Genomic DNA, 19,693 nt, shown 5'->3' with positions numbered 1-19,693 from the left:
GTTGTTTAAAAAAAATAAAGAAAACACGTTTAAAAATATTTTAAACGTGTTTTTTTTATCTGATTTATTACGTGTTTTATACTTTTATAATATCCGATTCATCAAGTAACGGTTTGTTTAAAAAACGTAACAAAAGCTGTGCAACGGCAATCGTATCTCTCTCACAATATTCAACAATGCGAGGAAGGTTTTTTTCTTGATAAAATATTTTTGAAATTTCACTACCATCAATATCTTGCTTTGGCGAAGGAATATCCAAAATAGTAGTTAATAATTGCAAGGAAGTATAGTGTTTGTAATCGCCAAATTTCCACAATTCTAAGGTGTCTAAATGTGGAATTTCCCAGGGCTTTTTACCAAATAAATTCAGCTTTTTAGGCAAATCAATACGGTTGATAATCATGCGACGAGCAATATATGGAAAATCAAATTCTTTACCATTATGAGCACATAATAAATACTTATCTTGGCTGAAATGCTTATCGAGTAATTCTTTAAAATCAGCTAAAATAGTAGCCTCATTATCTCCAGAAAAAGACCTGATTCGAAGTTGTTTTTTATCTTCCATAGCCACAAAAAAACCCACCGAAATACAAATTATTTTTCCAAATTCAGCCCAAATTCCTGCTCGATGATAAAAATCGTTGGCATCAATTTCTTCTTTTCGTTGATACGCCGTTTTTAACGCATAAAGTGCCTGTTTTTCTTCGGATAAATCAGTGAAAAATTCCTGTTCAGGAACGGTTTCAATATCTAAAAATAAAATGTTTTCTAAAACTGTTTTTTGTAGCATTTTTTAAAGGTATAAGTGATGTTCTGTATCGATTTTATAAAAAAACAACATAAAGATACAAGATAAATATACAAGATAAAGATATAAAAAGATACAAAAATCAAAATAAAAAAATAGTAAGCATATTATCCGCTAGTAGTTAAGCAGAATGTTTATGAATGATTAAATCAACGTTAAGTTAAACCAGAAATACCAAGGTTTGTAATTTTATAGTTACTTTTGGGTAACATAATATAAAATGACTTATGAACACGAATGATGTTAAAATTTTACTAGTTGATGATGAGCCAGATATCCTAGAAATTGTTGGGTATAACTTAAAATCAGAAGGCTATCAAGTTTTTACGGCAAGTAATGGTGCTGAAGCAGTAAAATTAGCAAAAAAAGTAATCCCGCATTTAATATTATTAGATATTATGATGCCTCAAATGGATGGTATTGAAGCCTGTGAGAAAATTAGAAATATTAAATCATTAGAAAATGTAATTATTTCTTTTTTAACTGCTAGAGGTGAAGATTATTCACAAATGGCTGGTTTTGATGCTGGTGCTGATGATTATATTACCAAACCTGTAAAACCCAAAGTATTAGTTAGCAAAATAAAGTCGTTACTAAGACGCTTAAAAACCGAAGACAAAACTGATACAACCACAACATTAGGCGATATTGTTATTAACAGAGATGAATACGTTGTGTTAAAAGGTGATAAAAAAATAGCCTTACCAAGAAAAGAATTTGAATTATTATCATTATTAACCTCAAAACCTGGAAAAGTATTTAAAAGAGAAGTAATTTTAGATAGCGTTTGGGGAAATGAAGTAGTCGTTGGTGGACGTACAATTGATGTTCATATTCGTAAATTACGAGAAAAAATTGGTGATGATTTTTTCAAAACCGTTAAAGGTGTTGGGTATAAATTTGTACTAGAAGAATAAAATACGAGTAATATTTGTATCAAAAAAAATCAATAAATTAATAAAAATTAGGTAGATTGCTGTAAAAGCAATCTATTTTTTTATATGAAAAAAATCAAAAAAACATACCGATATGCCCTGTGGTCGGCATTTTATTCTACGTCAATTTCTGTTATAATAGCCTTATTATCCTATTTTCTGTTGATTAATTTATTAGGAATCGGTGCTGTTCTTGTGTTTGGAATTGTCATGTTTATTTTTTCTTTTTTTATTATTCAATATCGAGCGGAACACTTTATATATCGAAGAGTAAAAAAATTATATGAAGAAATTTCTATTTTAGATGTCAATGATTTAGAACGAAAAACAGTAACCACCGATGTAGAAGCATTAACCAAAAGTTTGCAAACTTATGTCGAAGATAGAAGTAAGGAAATCGTAGTATTAACACAACGAGATTCCTTTCGAAGAGATTTTTTAGGAAATGTAGCGCACGAATTAAAAACACCACTTTTTACTGTGCAAGGCTATATTTTAACTCTGATTGAAGGAGCTGCTGAAGATAAAGAAATCCGTACTAAATATTTAGGAAGGGCCAATAAAGGAGTCGAACGTTTAGCTTCTATCGTTAAAGATTTAGATATGATTGCTAAATTAGAAACTGAAGGAATGAAGATGAATATTGAAACTTTCAATATTATTGAATTGATTCAAAATGTTTTTGATTTGTTTGAAATGAAGGCTAAAAAACGAAATATTACCTTATTATTCGATAAAATATATGAATTTCCTCGTTTTGTAAAAGGAGATATTGAGCGTATCGAACAGGTGTTAATCAACCTGATTGTAAATTCTATAAAATATGGAAAAATAGGCGGTAGCACTATGGTTAGTGTCGAAAGTTACAATCCGAATAAGTTTATTATCAAAATAATTGACGATGGTGAAGGAATTAAAGAAGAACATATTTCTCGTTTATTTGAACGTTTTTATCGAGTAGATCGAAGTCGTTCTCGAGATCAAGGCGGTTCAGGCTTAGGATTATCGATTGTAAAACATATTATTGAGGCTCATAATGAAACCATTTTATTAAAAAGTGAATATGGTAAAGGTTCTGAATTTTCATTTACTTTAGAAAAAGCGATGTAATTTAAATTCAATAAAAAAAGGAGTTGTTTTTAGCAACTCCTTTTTTTGTTTTTATAATTGACGAAATAGATTCTTACATTAATTTAAGAGAATTTAAACTAAGTCAAAACCAATATCTTTTCTATAATTCATTCCTTCAAAAGAAATTTTGTCGATACTTTTATATGATTTATCAAGGGCTTCTTGAATAGAATCTCCAAAAGAAGTAATTGCCATCACTCTTCCGCCATTTGAGACTACTTTTCCATCTTTTAGAGTTGTTCCTGCATGAAAAACAATCGAATCTTCTGCTAAATCGAAACCAGTAATTTCTTTTCCTTTTTCGTATGCTTCAGGATATCCACCTGCAACTAACATAACTGTTGTTGCTGTTTGAGAAGTTACTTTATATGATTTTTCATCTAAAGTTCTGTTCGCAACACCTTCGAATAAATCCACTAAATCAGATTCAATTCTTGGTAAGACAACTTCTGTTTCAGGGTCGCCCATACGCACATTGTATTCTACAACTGATGGATTTCCGTTATCGTTCATTAATCCAATAAAAATGAAGCCACGGTAATCAATTCCATCTTTCTGTAAACCATTAATGGTTGGTTTTACCACTAAATCTTCTACTTTTTGTAAGAAATCATCGGTAGCAAAAGGAACAGGAGAGATAGCACCCATTCCACCTGTATTTAAACCAGCATCGCCTTCGCCAATTCGTTTGTAATCTTTGGCAGAAGGTAAAATTTTATAGTTTTTTCCATCGGTTAAAACAAATACAGAAAGTTCAATTCCTTTTAAAAATTCTTCAATAACAACGGTTGCTGAAGCATCTCCAAATTTTTGATTGGAAAGCATTTCTTTTAATTCTGATTTTGCTTGTTCTAAATCAGTTAAAATTAAAACACCTTTTCCACCTGCTAATCCATCCGCTTTTAAAACATACGGAGGTGATAACGTTTCTAAAAAAGCCTGTCCTTTTTGTAAGGTTTCGCTGGTGAATGATTCATATCTTGCGGTAGGAATACCATGTTTAATCATAAATTGCTTTGAAAAATCTTTACTTCCTTCTAACAAAGCACCGTCTTTTTTAGGACCAATAACCGCAATATTTTTTAACTCGCTATCAGCTAAAAAGAAATCGTGAATCCCTTCGACTAAAGGTGCTTCAGGACCTACGACAACCATGGTAATGTCATTTTGTAAAACAACCTCTTTTACTTGGTTAAAATTTGTTGGATTAATAGCGATATTCGTAGCTACAGCACTTGTTCCCGCATTACCAGGAGCTACAAAAAGCTTGGTTATTTTGTTACTTTCAGAAAGTTTTTTTGCAAAGGCATGTTCTCTACCTCCAGACCCTAAAATTAAGATATTCATGATATATATGGTGTGTTTCGTGTTGTTTTTGTCTTGTTTTATTTTGCAAATATAAGTATTAAAACAGCTGTTCTAGTATTTTTTGAGTAATGGCATAGGTAGGTGTTACACCACTCATTCCTAAACCTCCAGAGGCGAGTGTTGCGCCTGTTTCTAGCGGATTATCAGAGGCATAATAGGCGTATCGTACTTTAACATCTTCTCGAATATTTCCTCTAATTTTTGATGCTGATTGAATGGCTTTTTGATAATGAGCACCTTCCATTTCGAGTCCGATTACATTCCAAGTAGAATCGTGAAAGAATTTTAATAAATCTTTATTTTGTAGTGAAGTTCCAAGTACACTGACCATCGCACCTTCAAAAACGTTTACGCCAAAACCTTCTAAATCTTGTTTAGTTAATTCATTTTTAAAAGGATAATTATCTGCTGTACCTTCAAAAATATGTGCCGATGGAATCATAATATCGCCTTTTCCTCCCTCTAAGATTCCTGCTTTTCCCATAATAGAAATTGACGCTACCTCTAAATGAACTGTTTTAGTGGTTGTTTTATGTTTAATTTTATAGGGTTTTAGTAGTTCATCCATGGTTTCAAAGGCTTGTTCTCCAAAGGCGTAATCCATCACGATGAGTACAGGTTTTTGAGCTGCTGAATTGACTTTATCAAAAGAAGTATTTTCAAAATTTATTTTATCAGTATCAATAATTTGAACGTTGATATTTGTTCCAGAAGTATCTTTTATATAGATTAATCCATTTTCGGAAGCATATTTTTTTACTTCTTTTTGTAAATTTTGACTATTAGCGTTGCTTAATGCTTCAAAAAGTTCAAAATTTTTGTATTTTTTTGCTTCTTTCGGCAAGGCATTTTTAGCATAAATACTGTTCATAACACTGTGCATATTGGCACTAATAATATGAATTGGACGTTCTAATAAGTTATTTTCAAGAAGATTTTTTTTGATAGTATTTGCCCAAATTTCGCCATAAAAATGATGTCCAATTTCTTCAATTAACACGCTACTAAATTTAACAGAACGTTTTTGATCGTTTAGCGTTTCGTTGATAGCGAGTTTTCCTAACCAGTAAATTAAATGAAAGAATCGGTTTGGGTTTTGTTCAGAAGCAAAGGTATTGTAAGCGTCATATATTTGGTCATAACTCCGTCCTAAAATATTTCCAAGGTGTACTACAAGCACATCTTTTTCTTGATGATTCAGTGTTTTATTGTAAAGTACGGCATCTTCTAAAATGAGCCATTCTCTGATAAATCCGTCTTCATTGTCGTTTATAACACGGTCTTTTATTTTATGTGATTCAATAAATAGAAAGGTAATATGAGTTAGAATATCGTAAATTTCGGAGCGTCCTCGTGTAATTTCAATATTCATTTGGTCTTTATCGATACGATAACAATTTCGTCTTCTTTTAGGTGGGATAATTGTTTTAAATTCAGAATTTTTAAAGCCTTCATCGGCAGTTAAATAGATGAATCGGCATTCTTCAATTCCTTCAGGCAATCGTTCAATAACGTATATAAGTCCGTTTAATTCGGTTTTATCTTCGGCGATTGAGCCGTAAATTTCGGGTCTTAATTGCAGTAGTGATTTTCGTAATGTTTCACCAGAGATTCCCATTGGTTTATAAAATCCACGACTAAATAAATGACGCATCGAGATATATAATTTTTCAATGGCATTGGTAGATTCTTGTGATCTGCTACGTTCTTTATGAGTTGGTTTTTGCATCTTTTTTTACATCAAATATACCAAATACAACTTATAGAAATAATATAAAGGGTTTTATTTGGCTAAAATATGTTGATATTTTTTTTGATTATCCAATAATTTCACTGCTTTTTCAATAGTTGTATCAGTATGAAGTTGTTGTTTAAATACGCCTTGTTGATACGCATTTCTTTTGATAAGTTCTTTTTGTATTTCTTTGGATAAAAAATCTTGATTGTCTCTTATTTTTTCAATTTTATCAGCTTTTAATTGTTGCGTAATACTGTTATAGGTTGTTGAAATTGTGGTATTATTTTTTACAGAAGTATAGGCTTTTTTAAAGAGTTTTTCTGGAGTTGTTACAAAAGTGGTATCTATAGTTAGTAGGTATTTTTCAAAATTTTTAAAATCTAAATTTTTAGAAGTTGATTTTTTCTGTATAAAATCGGTTACAAAATTAAAGATAGCTTTTGATTGTAATAATTTTTTTGTTTCGGCTGATTTTTTAGCAAATCCTGTTTTTATATCAGGAGTTACGCCACCGCCATCGTAGACTTTTCGTCCATTTTTGGTGGTAAATATATGAGTCGCTGTTTCTGAAAATTTAGGAATTTTTCCTGTCTTTACATTTCGATTTGCATAATCTAATTCTTGAATACAACGTCCGCTTGGCGTATAATATTTAGAAATAGTGGCTTTCATTTGTGTACCGTAATTCAGTTTAAAATAACGTTGCACTAAACCTTTTCCAAAAGAGCGTTCGCCCATAATAACGGCTCGATCATAATCTTGCAAAGCTCCAGATACAATTTCAGAAGCCGAAGCCGAGCGATCATTTATTAAAACAACCAACGGAATTTGAGTATCTAAAGGTTGTTGATTTGTGTTATAGGTTCGTGTATTTTTTTCAATTTTCCCACGGGTATCGACTACTTTTAATCCTTTAGGAATGAATAAATTAGTGATATTTACGGCATCATATAACGAACCTCCAGGATTGTTTCTCAAATCGAAAATTAACTTTTTCATTCCTTTTTCCTTGAGTTCCTTGAAAGCATTGCGTACTTGTTCGGTCGCTTTTTGATTGGTAAATTTACGCAAAACAATATACCCTGTTTCGCTATTAATCATGCTATAAAATGGCACAGGATTTAAAATAACTTTATCTAATTTTAACCTAATTTCTTGAGTCTTATTATTGGTGTCAATACGTAATGAAAGTTCTTTGTTAGGCGTTCCTTTTAACGTTTGTGAGCGTTGTTTTTTAGGCAATTCAGCTAACTTTTGACCATCGACCCAAGTAATAATATCCCCGATTTTTAAACCTGCTTTATCACCAGAAAATCCTTGGTAAACCTCCGAAATAACCAACCCTTTTTTATTGTTAAAAATAGCAATTCCCAGACCACCATATTCACCTTCACGTCTGATTCTGGCAGTTTCAACATCTTGTTCGTTATAAAAACTCGTGTAAGGATCTAAATTTTTAAGCGTACTTTTAATGGCTTTATCCGTTAATTCCGCAGGATTAATCTCATCAATATAATTAATGTTTAATTCCTTAAATAAATTGTTGTAAATCTCTAGTTGCTTTGCAATTTCAAAAAATCGAGATTGAAACGAAAATAATCCGCCAATAATAAGGATAAAAATTAAAAAAAATAGTTTCTTTTTCATCATCATTATTTAGTGGTTTACTTTTTCGATGTATCGTTCATCTTTCCATTTTCTTCTTTATTGATTTCTGCAACAAAAAGAGTTAGTAATTTCTTCATTTTAAGCGCTAAATCAGCATAAGACCAATGATCTTTTGCAATATAAGAAATCATGAAAATATGAGGCTTTTGTACCGCATCATATACCGTATATTTTTCTTTTCGATACGTTTCACGCAATAATCGTTTCAGACGATTTCTATCAACCGCACTCTTAAAATTCCTTTTCGCAACAGAAACTCCTACCTGAACAGGAAATTTCGAACTATGTTCCGTTTGTATATATACCATGCGAAGTGGAAAAACTTTAATAGATTTTCCCTCTTCATAGAGCTTGCCTAGTAGCTTTTTGCTCTTTAATCGTTCTTGCTTGCCTAATGTAAATTTCATCTGATACAAACATACATAAACATACACAAAACTGCACAATCTTTATAAAAATTAACCAACTTATCAAGATTGCCAAAACAATATAAAAAAATCTAGCCCCGATTGAAGCAATTGTTTGAGCTCTTTTTTTGATTTTTCTTCAAAAAAAAGCGAGTGCGGAAAGCGGGAAATAGCTCCAAACAAAAAATAAAAAAATTAACTAGAAAATCAAACAAAAATGAAGATATAATACTCAAAAAATAAAAAGAAGAAGCACTCTAGACGCTAAACCACTAACATATAAATAGAGCACTTCTTCTAAAAATTAACTATAAAAAAACCATACTAAATTAAACTTTATCAATAAAAAGAAATGTCCCAAATAGTAGCCCCCCAGCATAATATATTAGAACATTTCTTATAAAGAATAACTATAAAAAAACATATTAGATTAAACTTTAATTTAAAAGAAATAGCCTAAATAATAAGCCCCCCAGCATAAAATAAAAAGTATTTCCTTTTAAAGAATAACTATAAAAAACTATAAATAAAATTTATTCCTTCTTTTTACCAGTACTTCCTGTACCAATAAGAATTAAAAGAGTCGCAACTAATCCTACACAAACAAGTGCGAAAATTGCAATCATAATAGTACCGTTTGTCCAAGAAACCAGTGGTAAATTAACCAATTGTATCATATTATATACTTTTCCGACAAAAATAGCACTACTTCTGTGTTTAAAATATGATTTTTATCAGGTTTTGAAAATTTATCGTTAATGCCTTGTTTTTTTAACCCCTAAATTGACTAAGTATTTGTTTTTAAGAAAAATACACGACCTATAAGTACCGTTTTTATCCAGCATTTCTTTGTTGAAATAGCCTCTAAAAAGAGATTTATCACACTAGAAATTAACGAATATTCGGCATAGATTTTGTATGTTTCTGTTTAAATAATTTTAAAAAAAAATAACCAAATAAAACCGTTTCTAATAATTTAAATCCGTAATTTCAATCCTTTTTTTCAAATTCAAAATCATTAAAAAAATATGATTCAAAATTTTATAATAAGTCTATTTATATTGAGCAGTTTTATTGCTAAAAGTCAAACTAGTAATATTGTTACTGCCTCCGAATTAGATGCCTTTAAAATAAATAATATTTCATTAGCAGACCTCAAAAAAACACAAGGAAAACAAGACGCAGTTCAAGCCTTATTAGGAACGATAACATCTTATAAAACGGCTGAAAATAATAGTACTTATTTTGTTTTTGATGGATTTACTGTTGATTTTTCAACCCTTGAAGGAAATACAATTTATATCGAATCTTTTGAAATAAAAAACAATCAATATAAATTAACCCTAAAAAATAGTAGCATTACCGTAGGTGATGATATTAAATTATTAGGAACTGTCGTTTTTAGCCCAGGAAGAAATGGTGCAAAAAGTATCATATATACGCCTTGCGAGGATTGTGATAATTTTATTAATATTGAATTTGATCAAACAAGTAATCGCATCACAAAAATTAGCTATTTAGATATGTCTTAGCATTTATTTTTTTAAATGGATATTTTCAATTTTATAAATATAATTTTTATTCTTTATTTTATATTCGATAATAGCTTGATTGTCTTTTAATTGATACGGAAATTTTTCTTTATTTATAAGAATTTTGTTTCCGTATTCTTTTTCAGGATTGACATCTAATACCAAATTTTTTATCGCTTTATTTATCGCTGTTTTAGAATGTGCACTAATATATTTTTTACCCATTGTATGCTCAATAATAGGATTCATTATTTTATGTTTAAAATATACTTTTTTAAAATCAACAGTTTTATCTGATGTAAATTCAATTATTAAATTCAGATTGCTATTATAAAGTGAATCATTAACAAGAGAATAAGATGCTTTTTTTATGCTAAAAGGCAAAGTATCATTTGATGTAACACTAGCACATTGTGTTAAAAAAAGTATTAAAAATAAGATTCCAACTAATTTCATAGTAGTACTTTTTAGGGTTTAATTTTATATATTACAACTAATATACCAAGTTATAAAAGATAAGGTTTATAATATCTTAAAAAGATTAAAACTTAATCAATACAAAATATTTATATGAGCATTAAAGAAAAACTGTATGAACAATGTGTAATTTTTGTAGCAAATCGTTTAAAAACAGTCGAAGAAATTATTTCATCGAATCAAAAAGCTTTGCAATCAGAAACTAAAAGTTCGGCAGGCGACAAGCACAAAACAGGAAGAGCAATGCTACAATTAGAAATGGAAAAAGCAGGACAACAACTTCACGGAATTATCAAAATGAAAGAAATACTGTCTAAAATAAATACTCAAAATTCGCAAGAAAATTCAAAAATCGCACACTTAGGAAGTCTTGTGAAAACAACCAAAAATTCGTTTTATTTAAGTATTAGTTCAGGGCAATTAATCATTGATAATCAGCCTTATTTTGCGGTATCTGTGTCTTCGCCAATAGGTCGTATTTTATTAGGAAAAAAACAAGGTGATGGTTTTGTTTTTAATACTATGGAACAAAAAATTGTGGAAATTTTGTAGTAATAATTCACCATAATAAAAAATTAAATTTTAAACTTCAGTGAAACTATTTCATCAATTTCCATTTTTGTAGGATGCTTTAAAAAGACAAATCTACTGTTATAGATTACTTTTATCAGCCAATGAGAACCTTTAAAATAGACTTCTTTTACCACAGCTTTACGTGCTGAATTTGCTACAATTTCTATTTGATGTGGATATAATAAAACAGTTTTTTCTACTTCTTTTTGATTGATAACAATTTCGTTAACGGTATCAAATAAAGACGCAACATATTTTATTTTTGGATTTTGATACAAATGTTGAGGCGTATCGTTTGCAATTATTTCCCCATTTTGAAGAACAATAACATGATCGGCAAAAGACAAAGCATCTGTTCCTTGATGCGTGGCTGTAATACAAGTAATTTTCTTTTTATTCAGATAATTAAATAAGTTTCTACGCAGTGAATTTTTTTTGAAATTATCAATTTGACTAAAAGGTTCATCAAGTAATAATAATTGTGGTTCTTTAGCCAAAGCCTTTGCAATTGCTACGCGTTGTTTTTGTCCACCGCTTAGGTTTTCTACTTTTGTATTGGCGAAATCGGTCATTTCAATAATATTCAATAACTCGTTGGTTCTTTTTTGAGCTTCCTCGGGATGAAAACGAGATAAGAATTTTTTAATATTTTCACTAACGGAAGTAAAGGGCATTAAATCGAAGTCTTGGGCTACGTATTTAAAAAAATCGACGCCAGGAACTAAATAATATTCAGGTCCTAGAATTTGAAAATCATTATAAAAAATAGTTCCACTTTTTAAATCTAATAATCCGTAAAGGGCTTTTAATAAAGTTGATTTTCCGCAACCGCTTGCGCCCATTACACATAAATGTTCTCCTTTTTGAAGGGTGAAATTGATGTTTTTTAGGATTATTTTTTCTTCGGAATATTCGAATGTAATGTTGTTTACTTGTAGCATAGTTGCAAAAATATAATTTCTATTTTAAAATAGTGTTACTGTTGTGTTTATCTTTTTGTTTTAAGTTAAAATGCACGCGTTAGCGATTGAAGCAATTGTTTGAGGGCTGTTTTTGATTTTTCTTCAAAAAAAGCGAGTGCGCAAAGCGCGACCCTTGTGATAACGCCCAAATTATAAACACAAAAAACCGATACTTTTGCATCGGTTTTTTATGAATTTTATTGCTATTTTACTTTTTTACTTGATAAGGTAATTTTTCAAATCCCATATTATATAAGGTAAATCCGAAGATATCGGCATATTGTTCGATAGTTTTAGCAACGGGAGTTCCAGCGCCATGACCCGCATTTGTTTCAATACGAATTAATACAGGATTTTCGCCTTGTTGCTTGTTTTGTAATTCGGCCGCAAACTTAAAACTGTGGGCAGGAACGACACGATCATCATGATCGCCAGTCGTTATCATTGTAGCAGGATATGTAATCTTTTTTACATTATGTACAGGAGAATATCCGTTTAAATAATCGAACATTTCTTTGTTATCGGCAGATGTTCCGTAATCATACGCCCAACCTGCACCCGCAGTAAACGTATGATAACGTAACATATCTAAAACGCCAACGGCAGGCAAAGCGACTTTCATTAAATCGGGACGCTGTGTCATTGTTGCGCCAACTAATAAACCACCGTTTGAGCCTCCACGGATTGCCAAATAATCAGAAGAAGTATATTTTTGATTGATTAAATATTCGGCAGCAGCGATAAAATCGTCAAAGACATTTTGTTTTTTTAATTGCGTTCCTGCATCGTGCCATTTTTTACCATATTCGCCACCACCACGTAAATTAGGAACGGCATATATTCCGCCTTGTTCCATCCAAACGGCATTTGCAATGCTAAATGCAGGTGTTAAACTGACATTAAATCCGCCATAACCGTATAAAATAGTTGGATTTTTACCGTTTAATTCTAAGCCTTTTTTATAGGTGATTATCATCGGAACTTTTGTTCCATCTTTTGATGTATAAAATACTTGTTTACTTTGATACCCATCAGCATTGAAAGAAATTTCAGGTTTCCAAGATAAAATATACGTTCCATCTTCTGGATTAAATTTATATGATGAGCTTGGTGTATTGTAGTTTGTAAATGAAAAATAGATTTCTTTGGCTTTTGTTTTTCCGCCAAAACCACCAACAGCACCAACGCCTGGAAGTGTTACTTCACGGATTAATTTTCCATCAAAGTCGTATTGTAAAACTTTAGAAACGGCATCAACCATATATTCTGTAAAAAAATATCCTGCTCCTGTTGATGGCGATAATACATTTTGAGTTTCTGCAATAAAATCTGTCCAATTTTCTGGTATCGGATTTTTAGCATCCACCGTTACTATTTTTTTATTTGGTGCATTTAAGTTGGTTACTAAATATAATTTATCGCCACGGCTGTCAATTAGATACGTATCGTTATCGTAAGTATCGGTAATGGTAACTAACTTGCTGTTTGGAGTTGTTAAATCTTTTAAAAATAATTTATTTCCTGATGTTGAGGTTGCCGCAGAAATAAGTAAATACTTGTTATCTTCGGTTAAAGAACCGCCAACATACCTGTTTTTTTCTTCGGATGTTGCGCCGAAAATAATTTTATCGGTTTTTTGTGGCGTATTTAAAGTATGATAATATAATTTATGCTGGTCTGTTTTTGCTGATAATTCGCTTCCTTCAGGTTTATCGTAGCTAGAATAATAAAAACCTTCGTTGCCTTTCCAAGCAATTCCAGAGAATTTTACATCAATTAAAGTATCACCAATAATTTCTTTGTTTTGGGTATTTAAAACAATAATTTTTCGCCAATCGCTTCCGCCTTCAGAAATTGAATAGGCAACAATACTTCCATCTTTAGTAAAACTTACAGAACCTAATGAAGTTGTTCCATCTTCAGAAAAAGTATTTGGATTTAAGAAAACTTCTTCTTTTCCTTCGGAGTTTTTTCTATATAAAACTGATTGATTTTGTAAGCCATTATTTTTATAAAAATAGGTATAGTCACCTTCTTTAAAAGGCGTTCCTAATTTTTCGTAATTCCATAATTCTGATAACCTATTTTTTAGTTGCTCACGATACGGAATTTTACTTAAATAAGTAAAAGTAACGTCATTTTCGGCTTTTACCCAATTTTCGGTTTCGCTACTTTTATCATCTTCTAACCAACGATAATTATCGGTTACTTTTGTTCCAAAATAATCATCTACAATCGGTTTTTTAGCGGTTTTAGGATAGTTTAACATTGTGTTTTTTTGAGTGTTTTTTTGAATATCTTTTTCAGAATGCTTTTCTTTTTTGCAAGACATCAAAATAGTACTGATACAAAAAATAGAAAAAAGTATTTTTTTCATAGTATAAGGTTGGTTAATTGTTTCAAAGTTAGTAGAAAAAAGAAATAGTAGCCTATTTTTTAAGATGACTTTAACACAAACTGATACTAAGTTAATACAGCTGTAATTTTAAACAAAAAAAACGACTATCTTTATAATTGAAAATTTTCAACATTTAAAATGAGTGAAAAATCAGTAAAAAAAGAATAAAAAATTAGTACGATATAGCATGACAGAAAATTTAACAAAAGAAACTTTTTTAAAAAAAGTATTTAATTTCGAAGAACATAAAGAATGGAAATTTGAAGGCGATAAACCTGCATTAATTGATTTTTATGCTGATTGGTGTGGTCCTTGTAAAGCATTAGCACCCGTTTTAGAAGAATTAAGTAATGAGTATGCAGGAAAAATTAATATCTATAAAATTGATACGGAAGCTGAGCAAGAATTAGCTGCGGCTTTCGATATTCGAAGTATTCCTTCAATGTTGTTTTGCCCTGTTGGTGAAGCGCCTCAAATGGCGAACGGAGCATTGCCAAAGACCCAGTTAGTACAAATTATAAGAGATGTTTTAAAAGTTGAAAAATAAAGTTTATTTTAAGTTAAAAAGTGATGTTTTAACATCACTTTTTTTGGCTTAAAAAAGTAAAATAGCGAACTGCGTGAGTATCACACTTCAAGCTATTTTTTTGTTTTTAAATGATTGTTTTTAAGGATGTTATTCTTTTGTAGAAAACCTCCTGTTTTTTACTTTTTTTTCAATTTGTTGAAAACTTCAAGGGATTTGTGAATAAGTAAAGCTTTCGGATTTTAGCAATTTTTAAGACCTTTGTAAAGTTCTTTATAAAGAATATTTAAAGATTTTTTAGAGAACATAATAACGAATCAAATTATCACAATTTAGCACATATATAATGACAAGCATCGAACCAATTTTACAAGAAAATAAAGATAGATTTGTAATTTTTCCAATTCAACATGATGATTTATGGGACTGGTATAAAAAACAACAAGCTTGTTTTTGGACTGCCGAAGAAATTGATTTATCCGTGGATGTTATCGATTGGGAAACTAAATTATCGGAAGACGAACGTTATTTTATTAAACACGTTTTAGCTTTTTTTGCCGCTTCTGATGGAATTGTAAATGAAAATTTAGCAGAAAATTTTGTGAATGAAGTACAATATTCAGAAGCAAAATTCTTTTACGGTTTTCAAATAATGATGGAAAATGTACATTCAGAAACATATTCATTATTAATTGATAGTTATGTGAAAAATGAAGCAGAAAAAGATCAATTATTTAAAGCAATTGAAGTTTTTCCAGCCATAAAAAAGAAAGCAGATTGGGCTTTAAAATGGATCGAATCAGATTCGTTTGCAGAACGTTTAATTGCTTTTGCAGCCGTAGAAGGTATTTTCTTTTCAGGATCGTTTTGTTCAATTTTTTGGTTGAAAAAACGAGGATTATTACCAGGATTAGCTTTCTCTAATGAATTAATTTCCAGAGATGAAGGAATGCATTGTGATTTTGCAGTTCATTTGCACAATCATCACATTGTTAATAAAGTATCTAAAGAACGTATTCGTGAAATTATTTTAGATGCCTTAACTATTGAAAGAGAGTTTATTACAGAATCATTACCTGTAAGTTTAATTGGAATGAATGCCAAATTAATGACGCAGTATTTAGAATACGTTACCGATAGATTATTGTTAGAATTTGGTTGCGATAAAGAATATAATGCAACCAATCCATTTGATTTTATGGAAATGATTTCTTTAGAAGGAAAAACAAATTTCTTTGAAAAAAGAGTATCAGAATACCAAAAAGCAGGTGTTTCTTCTGGAGGTACAGGAGATATCAGTTTTGATGCTGATTTTTAGAGAACAATACTACTGCTAATCCCCTACAAGTAGTAATTTTTTACCACAAGTTTCTTTAAAAAGAAACAAATTTTATTAAACGATATACGTTACGATAGCGCTATATATTAGATCACAATATTATTATATATGTGCATGATTTATATAGTGTTATCGTAGCGTTATCAATCAAATTAAAACTATAAAAAAAATATGTATGTAGCCAAGAGAGATGGGAAAAAGGAGCTTGTAATGTTCGATAAAATTACAGCAAGGGTTAAAAGAATGTGTTATGAATTAAACCCTATCGTAGATCCTGTAAAAGTAGCGATGCGTGTTATTGAAGGTTTATATGATGGCGTAACCACTATAGAATTAGATAATTTAGCCGCTGAGGTTGCTGCAACAATGACCACTGCACATCCTGATTATGCTAAATTAGCAGCAAGAATTGCCGTATCAAACTTACATAAAAACACCAAACCATCGTTCTCTGAAACGATGATTGATTTATATGAATATGAGAATCCTCGTACTCAAAAAAAATCACCTTTATTAGCCGATGATGTTTATGAAATCATCATGAAAAATGCTGATAAATTAGATACTGCGATTGTTTATAGACGTGATTTTAATTATGATTACTTCGGATTTAAAACACTTGAACGCTCGTATTTATTAAAATTAAATGGCATTATTGTAGAGCGTCCGCAACATATGTTGATGCGTGTTTCAATCGGTATTCATAAAGAAGATATTAACGAAGCAATCGCAACCTACGAGTTGATGAGTAAAAAATATTTTACCCATGCAACACCAACGTTATTTAATGCAGGTACGCCAAAACCACAAATGTCGTCTTGTTTTTTATTGCAGATGCAAGATGATAGTATCGAAGGAATTTATGATACGTTAAAACAAACTGCAAAAATATCACAATCGGCAGGAGGGATTGGTTTATCGTTACACAATATCCGTGCTACGGGAAGTTATATTGCAGGAACAAACGGAACTTCAAACGGAATTGTTCCGATGTTAAAGGTGTTTAATGATACCGCTCGTTATGTAGATCAAGGAGGCGGAAAGCGTAAAGGTTCTTTCGCGATGTATTTAGAGCCTTGGCATGCCGATATTTTTGAATTTCTAGATTTAAAGAAAAATCACGGGAAAGAAGAAATGAGAGCACGTGATTTATTTTATGCCATGTGGATTTCTGATTTATTTATGGAACGTGTACAGCAAGATGCTGATTGGACATTAATGTGTCCGCAAGAATGCCCTAATTTATTTGATACTTATGGGGAAGAATTTGAGCGTTTATATACAGGATATGAAGCGGCTGGGAAAGGTAGAAAAACCATCAAAGCACGTGAGTTATGGGAGAAAATATTAGAATCGCAAATTGAAACAGGTACGCCGTACATGTTATACAAAGATGCTGCAAACCGTAAATCGAATCAAAAGAATTTAGGAACTATCCGTTCTTCAAATTTATGTACCGAAATTATGGAATATACGGCTAAAGATGAAGTAGCAGTATGTAATTTAGCATCTATCGCAATACCAATGTTTGTTGGAGAAGATAAAAATGGTGTTACGTTTTTCGATCATAAGAAATTATATAAAGTAACCAAAAAGGTTATCAGAAACCTCGATACAGTAATTGATCAAAATTATTATCCTGTTGTTGAAGCCGAAAACTCAAATACGAGACACCGTCCAGTAGGTTTAGGGATTCAAGGACTTGCCGATGCGTTTATTATGTTACGCATGCCTTTTACTTCGGATGAAGCTAAAAAGTTAAATCAAGAAATTTTTGAAACCTTGTATTTTGCAGCGGTAACTTCATCAATGGAAATTGCAAAAGCTAAAGAACCATATTCAACCTTTAAAGGGTCACCAATGTCTAGAGGAGAATTTCAGCACAATATGTGGGGAATTAAAGAAGAAGACTTAAGTGGACGTTGGAACTGGAGTAATTTACGTAAAGATGTAATGAAACATGGTGTTCGTAATTCGTTATTAGTAGCACCAATGCCAACAGCATCTACTTCTCAGATTTTAGGAAATAACGAAGCTTTTGAACCATATACGTCTAATATTTATACGCGTAGAGTATTATCTGGTGAATTTATTGTGGTAAACAAACATTTATTAGAAGATTTAGTAGCTCTAAATTTATGGGATAATTCAATGAAAGAAGATATTATGCGTGCAAACGGATCTATCCAACATATTGCTACTATTCCACAGGATTTAAAAGATTTATATCGAACGGTTTGGGAAATGAGTATGAAAGATATCATTGATATGGCACGTGATAGAGGTTATTTTATCGATCAATCTCAATCGTTAAATTTATTTATGAAAGATCCTGATTATGCAAAATTAACTTCTATGCATTTCTACGGTTGGAGAGCTGGATTAAAAACAGGAATGTATTATTTACGTACTAAATCGGCAGTAAATGCAAAGCAATTTACTTTAAATATTGATAAAACTGCAGATGTTATCACCGAAGATAAAGCAATGAGTCCTCAGGAATTTAAAGCAATGGTAGACGCTTCAAAAAATACGGTAGAAGAAGATGATTGCCTAATGTGTGGTTCTTAGAATTAAGAGAAATTAAAAGTCAAAATTATAATTAAAGAGAAGTCGAAAGGCTTCTCTTTTTTATTTTGATTATTTTTTAAAAAGTTTTTCAGATAAAATTTAAAGAGAATTTAAGAGTTTTCAAAAAAACATTTTTTAAGTCTTTTTTGAGTGTTTTTATTCGTTTTTCAAAAGTCGTTTTTTTTACGTAATTTAAATTCTTGATTACTTATTTTTGGTTTAAAATAGTAATTTGTTAAAATTTTGGCGATTTTATTTTAAATTTCAGTTACAAAAACAACATCAAAATATAGTTTATAAAGAACAGTCTAAATAGCTATTTATTAATAGATGTTACGGCGGATAAATAATTGCTAATTACTTTATTTTTAGTTCTTTTTTACGTATTTTTCAATTTGTTTTTAGTTGATTTTCGTTTGTTTTTTTGATGTTTTATCGTGTAAATAATAGGTGAAATATCATCTAAAATTATAAAAAAGTAAGCGTTATTTAAACCAATTCTAAATGTTAAATAAAAGAATTGTTAAAGCTTGTAAAAGATGTGAATACCCCTTAAATTTGTTAGAATATTATTTAAATAAACAAACAAAATAATGGGATTATTAAAATCTTCTATTGGAAGAAAATTTGCCATGGCACTTTCGGCTTTCTTCTTGATGTTCTTCTTATTGCAACACTTTGTAATAAACATCACCTCAATTTTTCCTGACAAGGGAGCAACCTTTAACAAGTTATCTCATTTTATGGGAACTAACCCGTTAATTCAATACGTGATGCAACCTGTCTTAATTTTTGGTGTCGTTTTTCATTTTGTAATGGGATTCGTCTTAGAAGTAAAAAACAACAGTGCAACTAATGTAAGTTATGCGAAAGATAACGGAGCAGCAAATTCTACTTGGATGAGTAGAAATATGATTTGGTCTGGTGCGGCAATTTTAGCATTCGTAGTATTACACTTTATTGATTTTTGGTTTCCAGAAATCAATCATAAGTATATTGCTATGTTGCCAGAAGATCCAACCCGCTATTTTCATGAATTGCAAGAAAAATTCGTAAATCCACTTAGAGTTGTGGCATATATCGTAGCTTTTGTTTTCTTAGCGTTACACTTATTACATGGCTTTACTTCAGCATTCCAATCGGTTGGAGCTAATAACAAATACACTAAAGGATTGAAAACATTTTGTAAAGTGTATGCAATTGGTATTCCTGTAGGATTTATCATTATTGCATTATTTCATCATTTCAATCATTAAT

General features: G+C 30.6%; 17 protein-coding genes. 8 read left to right on the top strand and 9 right to left on the bottom strand.

Annotation, left to right across the window (positions count from 1 at the left end; translation table 11 throughout):
- Nucleotides 1–76: 76 nt before the first annotated feature.
- Entirely contained in the window at nt 77–793 is a 717-nt protein-coding gene (locus tag L0U72_RS08505) for a 3'-5' exonuclease (RefSeq protein ID WP_233898885.1), read from the bottom strand.
- Nucleotides 794–1,038: 245 nt separating this feature from the next.
- On the opposite strand from L0U72_RS08505, the gene L0U72_RS08500 reads away from it, so the two are divergent.
- On the top strand, nt 1,039–1,728 hold the full coding sequence (locus L0U72_RS08500) for a response regulator transcription factor (protein ID WP_101918545.1): 690 nt from the start codon (nt 1,039–1,041) through the stop codon (nt 1,726–1,728).
- Between the two features lie 84 nt (nt 1,729–1,812).
- Nucleotides 1,813–2,856: a sensor histidine kinase gene (locus L0U72_RS08495; RefSeq protein WP_233861599.1), complete on the top strand. Its 1,044-nt coding sequence runs from the start codon at nt 1,813–1,815 to the stop codon at nt 2,854–2,856.
- Between the two features lie 93 nt (nt 2,857–2,949).
- Here L0U72_RS08495 and purD read toward each other — a convergent pair whose 3' ends face one another.
- From purD to L0U72_RS08470, 5 genes are all read right to left on the bottom strand, one after another.
- The gene (gene purD / locus L0U72_RS08490; RefSeq protein ID WP_233898884.1) at nt 2,950–4,224 is read right to left on the bottom strand and encodes a phosphoribosylamine--glycine ligase; all 1,275 of its coding nucleotides are present in this window, start codon (nt 4,222–4,224) and stop codon (nt 2,950–2,952) included.
- 58 nt (nt 4,225–4,282) lie between these two features.
- On the bottom strand, nt 4,283–5,974 hold the full coding sequence (locus L0U72_RS08485) for a DUF6909 family protein (RefSeq protein WP_101918548.1): 1,692 nt from the start codon (nt 5,972–5,974) through the stop codon (nt 4,283–4,285).
- 54 nt (nt 5,975–6,028) lie between these two features.
- Nucleotides 6,029–7,630, bottom strand: coding sequence for a S41 family peptidase (locus L0U72_RS08480; RefSeq protein ID WP_233898883.1), 1,602 nt, complete (start codon nt 7,628–7,630; stop codon nt 6,029–6,031).
- Between the two features lie 17 nt (nt 7,631–7,647).
- Nucleotides 7,648–8,058 (bottom strand): ribonuclease P protein component, encoded by a 411-nt coding sequence (gene rnpA / locus L0U72_RS08475; RefSeq protein ID WP_101918550.1) that lies wholly within the window; start codon nt 8,056–8,058, stop codon nt 7,648–7,650.
- 533 nt (nt 8,059–8,591) lie between these two features.
- Entirely contained in the window at nt 8,592–8,735 is a 144-nt protein-coding gene (locus L0U72_RS08470) for a hypothetical protein (RefSeq protein ID WP_159459607.1), read from the bottom strand.
- A 384-nt stretch (nt 8,736–9,119) separates the two neighbouring features.
- On the opposite strand from L0U72_RS08470, the gene L0U72_RS08465 reads away from it, so the two are divergent.
- Nucleotides 9,120–9,590: a hypothetical protein gene (locus L0U72_RS08465; protein ID WP_233898882.1), complete on the top strand. Its 471-nt coding sequence runs from the start codon at nt 9,120–9,122 to the stop codon at nt 9,588–9,590.
- A 3-nt stretch (nt 9,591–9,593) separates the two neighbouring features.
- On the opposite strand, the gene L0U72_RS08460 is transcribed toward L0U72_RS08465, so the two are convergent.
- On the bottom strand, nt 9,594–10,046 hold the full coding sequence (locus tag L0U72_RS08460; protein ID WP_193699954.1) for a hypothetical protein: 453 nt from the start codon (nt 10,044–10,046) through the stop codon (nt 9,594–9,596).
- Nucleotides 10,047–10,160: 114 nt separating this feature from the next.
- On the opposite strand from L0U72_RS08460, the gene L0U72_RS08455 reads away from it, so the two are divergent.
- Nucleotides 10,161–10,619 carry a GreA/GreB family elongation factor gene (locus tag L0U72_RS08455; RefSeq protein WP_233898881.1) on the top strand — a complete coding sequence of 153 codons (459 nt, stop codon included), beginning with the start codon at nt 10,161–10,163 and terminating at the stop codon, nt 10,617–10,619.
- 23 nt (nt 10,620–10,642) lie between these two features.
- Here the strand turns inward: L0U72_RS08455 and L0U72_RS08450 are convergent, their stop codons facing one another.
- The gene (locus L0U72_RS08450) at nt 10,643–11,581 is read right to left on the bottom strand and encodes an ABC transporter ATP-binding protein (RefSeq protein WP_193706442.1); all 939 of its coding nucleotides are present in this window, start codon (nt 11,579–11,581) and stop codon (nt 10,643–10,645) included.
- 229 nt (nt 11,582–11,810) lie between these two features.
- Entirely contained in the window at nt 11,811–13,979 is a 2,169-nt protein-coding gene (locus tag L0U72_RS08445; RefSeq protein ID WP_233898880.1) for a prolyl oligopeptidase family serine peptidase, read from the bottom strand.
- Nucleotides 13,980–14,187: 208 nt separating this feature from the next.
- Here L0U72_RS08445 and trxA point away from each other — a divergent pair, with 208 nt between their 5' ends.
- From trxA to L0U72_RS08425, 4 genes are all read left to right on the top strand, one after another.
- Nucleotides 14,188–14,547: a thioredoxin gene (gene trxA, locus L0U72_RS08440; protein WP_101918556.1), complete on the top strand. Its 360-nt coding sequence runs from the start codon at nt 14,188–14,190 to the stop codon at nt 14,545–14,547.
- A gap of 325 nt (nt 14,548–14,872) precedes the next feature.
- Nucleotides 14,873–15,844, top strand: a complete 972-nt coding sequence (locus L0U72_RS08435; protein ID WP_101918557.1) for a ribonucleotide-diphosphate reductase subunit beta — start codon at nt 14,873–14,875, stop codon at nt 15,842–15,844.
- A gap of 192 nt (nt 15,845–16,036) precedes the next feature.
- Nucleotides 16,037–18,436 (top strand): ribonucleoside-diphosphate reductase subunit alpha, encoded by a 2,400-nt coding sequence (locus L0U72_RS08430; protein WP_233897625.1) that lies wholly within the window; start codon nt 16,037–16,039, stop codon nt 18,434–18,436.
- Nucleotides 18,437–19,026: 590 nt separating this feature from the next.
- The gene (locus L0U72_RS08425) at nt 19,027–19,692 is read left to right on the top strand and encodes a succinate dehydrogenase cytochrome b subunit (protein ID WP_101918559.1); all 666 of its coding nucleotides are present in this window, start codon (nt 19,027–19,029) and stop codon (nt 19,690–19,692) included.
- Nucleotide 19,693: the final 1 nt, after the last annotated feature.

Source organism: Tenacibaculum piscium (genome assembly GCF_021390755.1).
Lineage (GTDB): Bacteria > Bacteroidota > Bacteroidia > Flavobacteriales > Flavobacteriaceae > Polaribacter > Polaribacter piscius.
The sequence above is the reverse complement of the archived record's forward strand: the minus strand, read 5'-3'. Positions and strand labels throughout refer to the sequence as shown.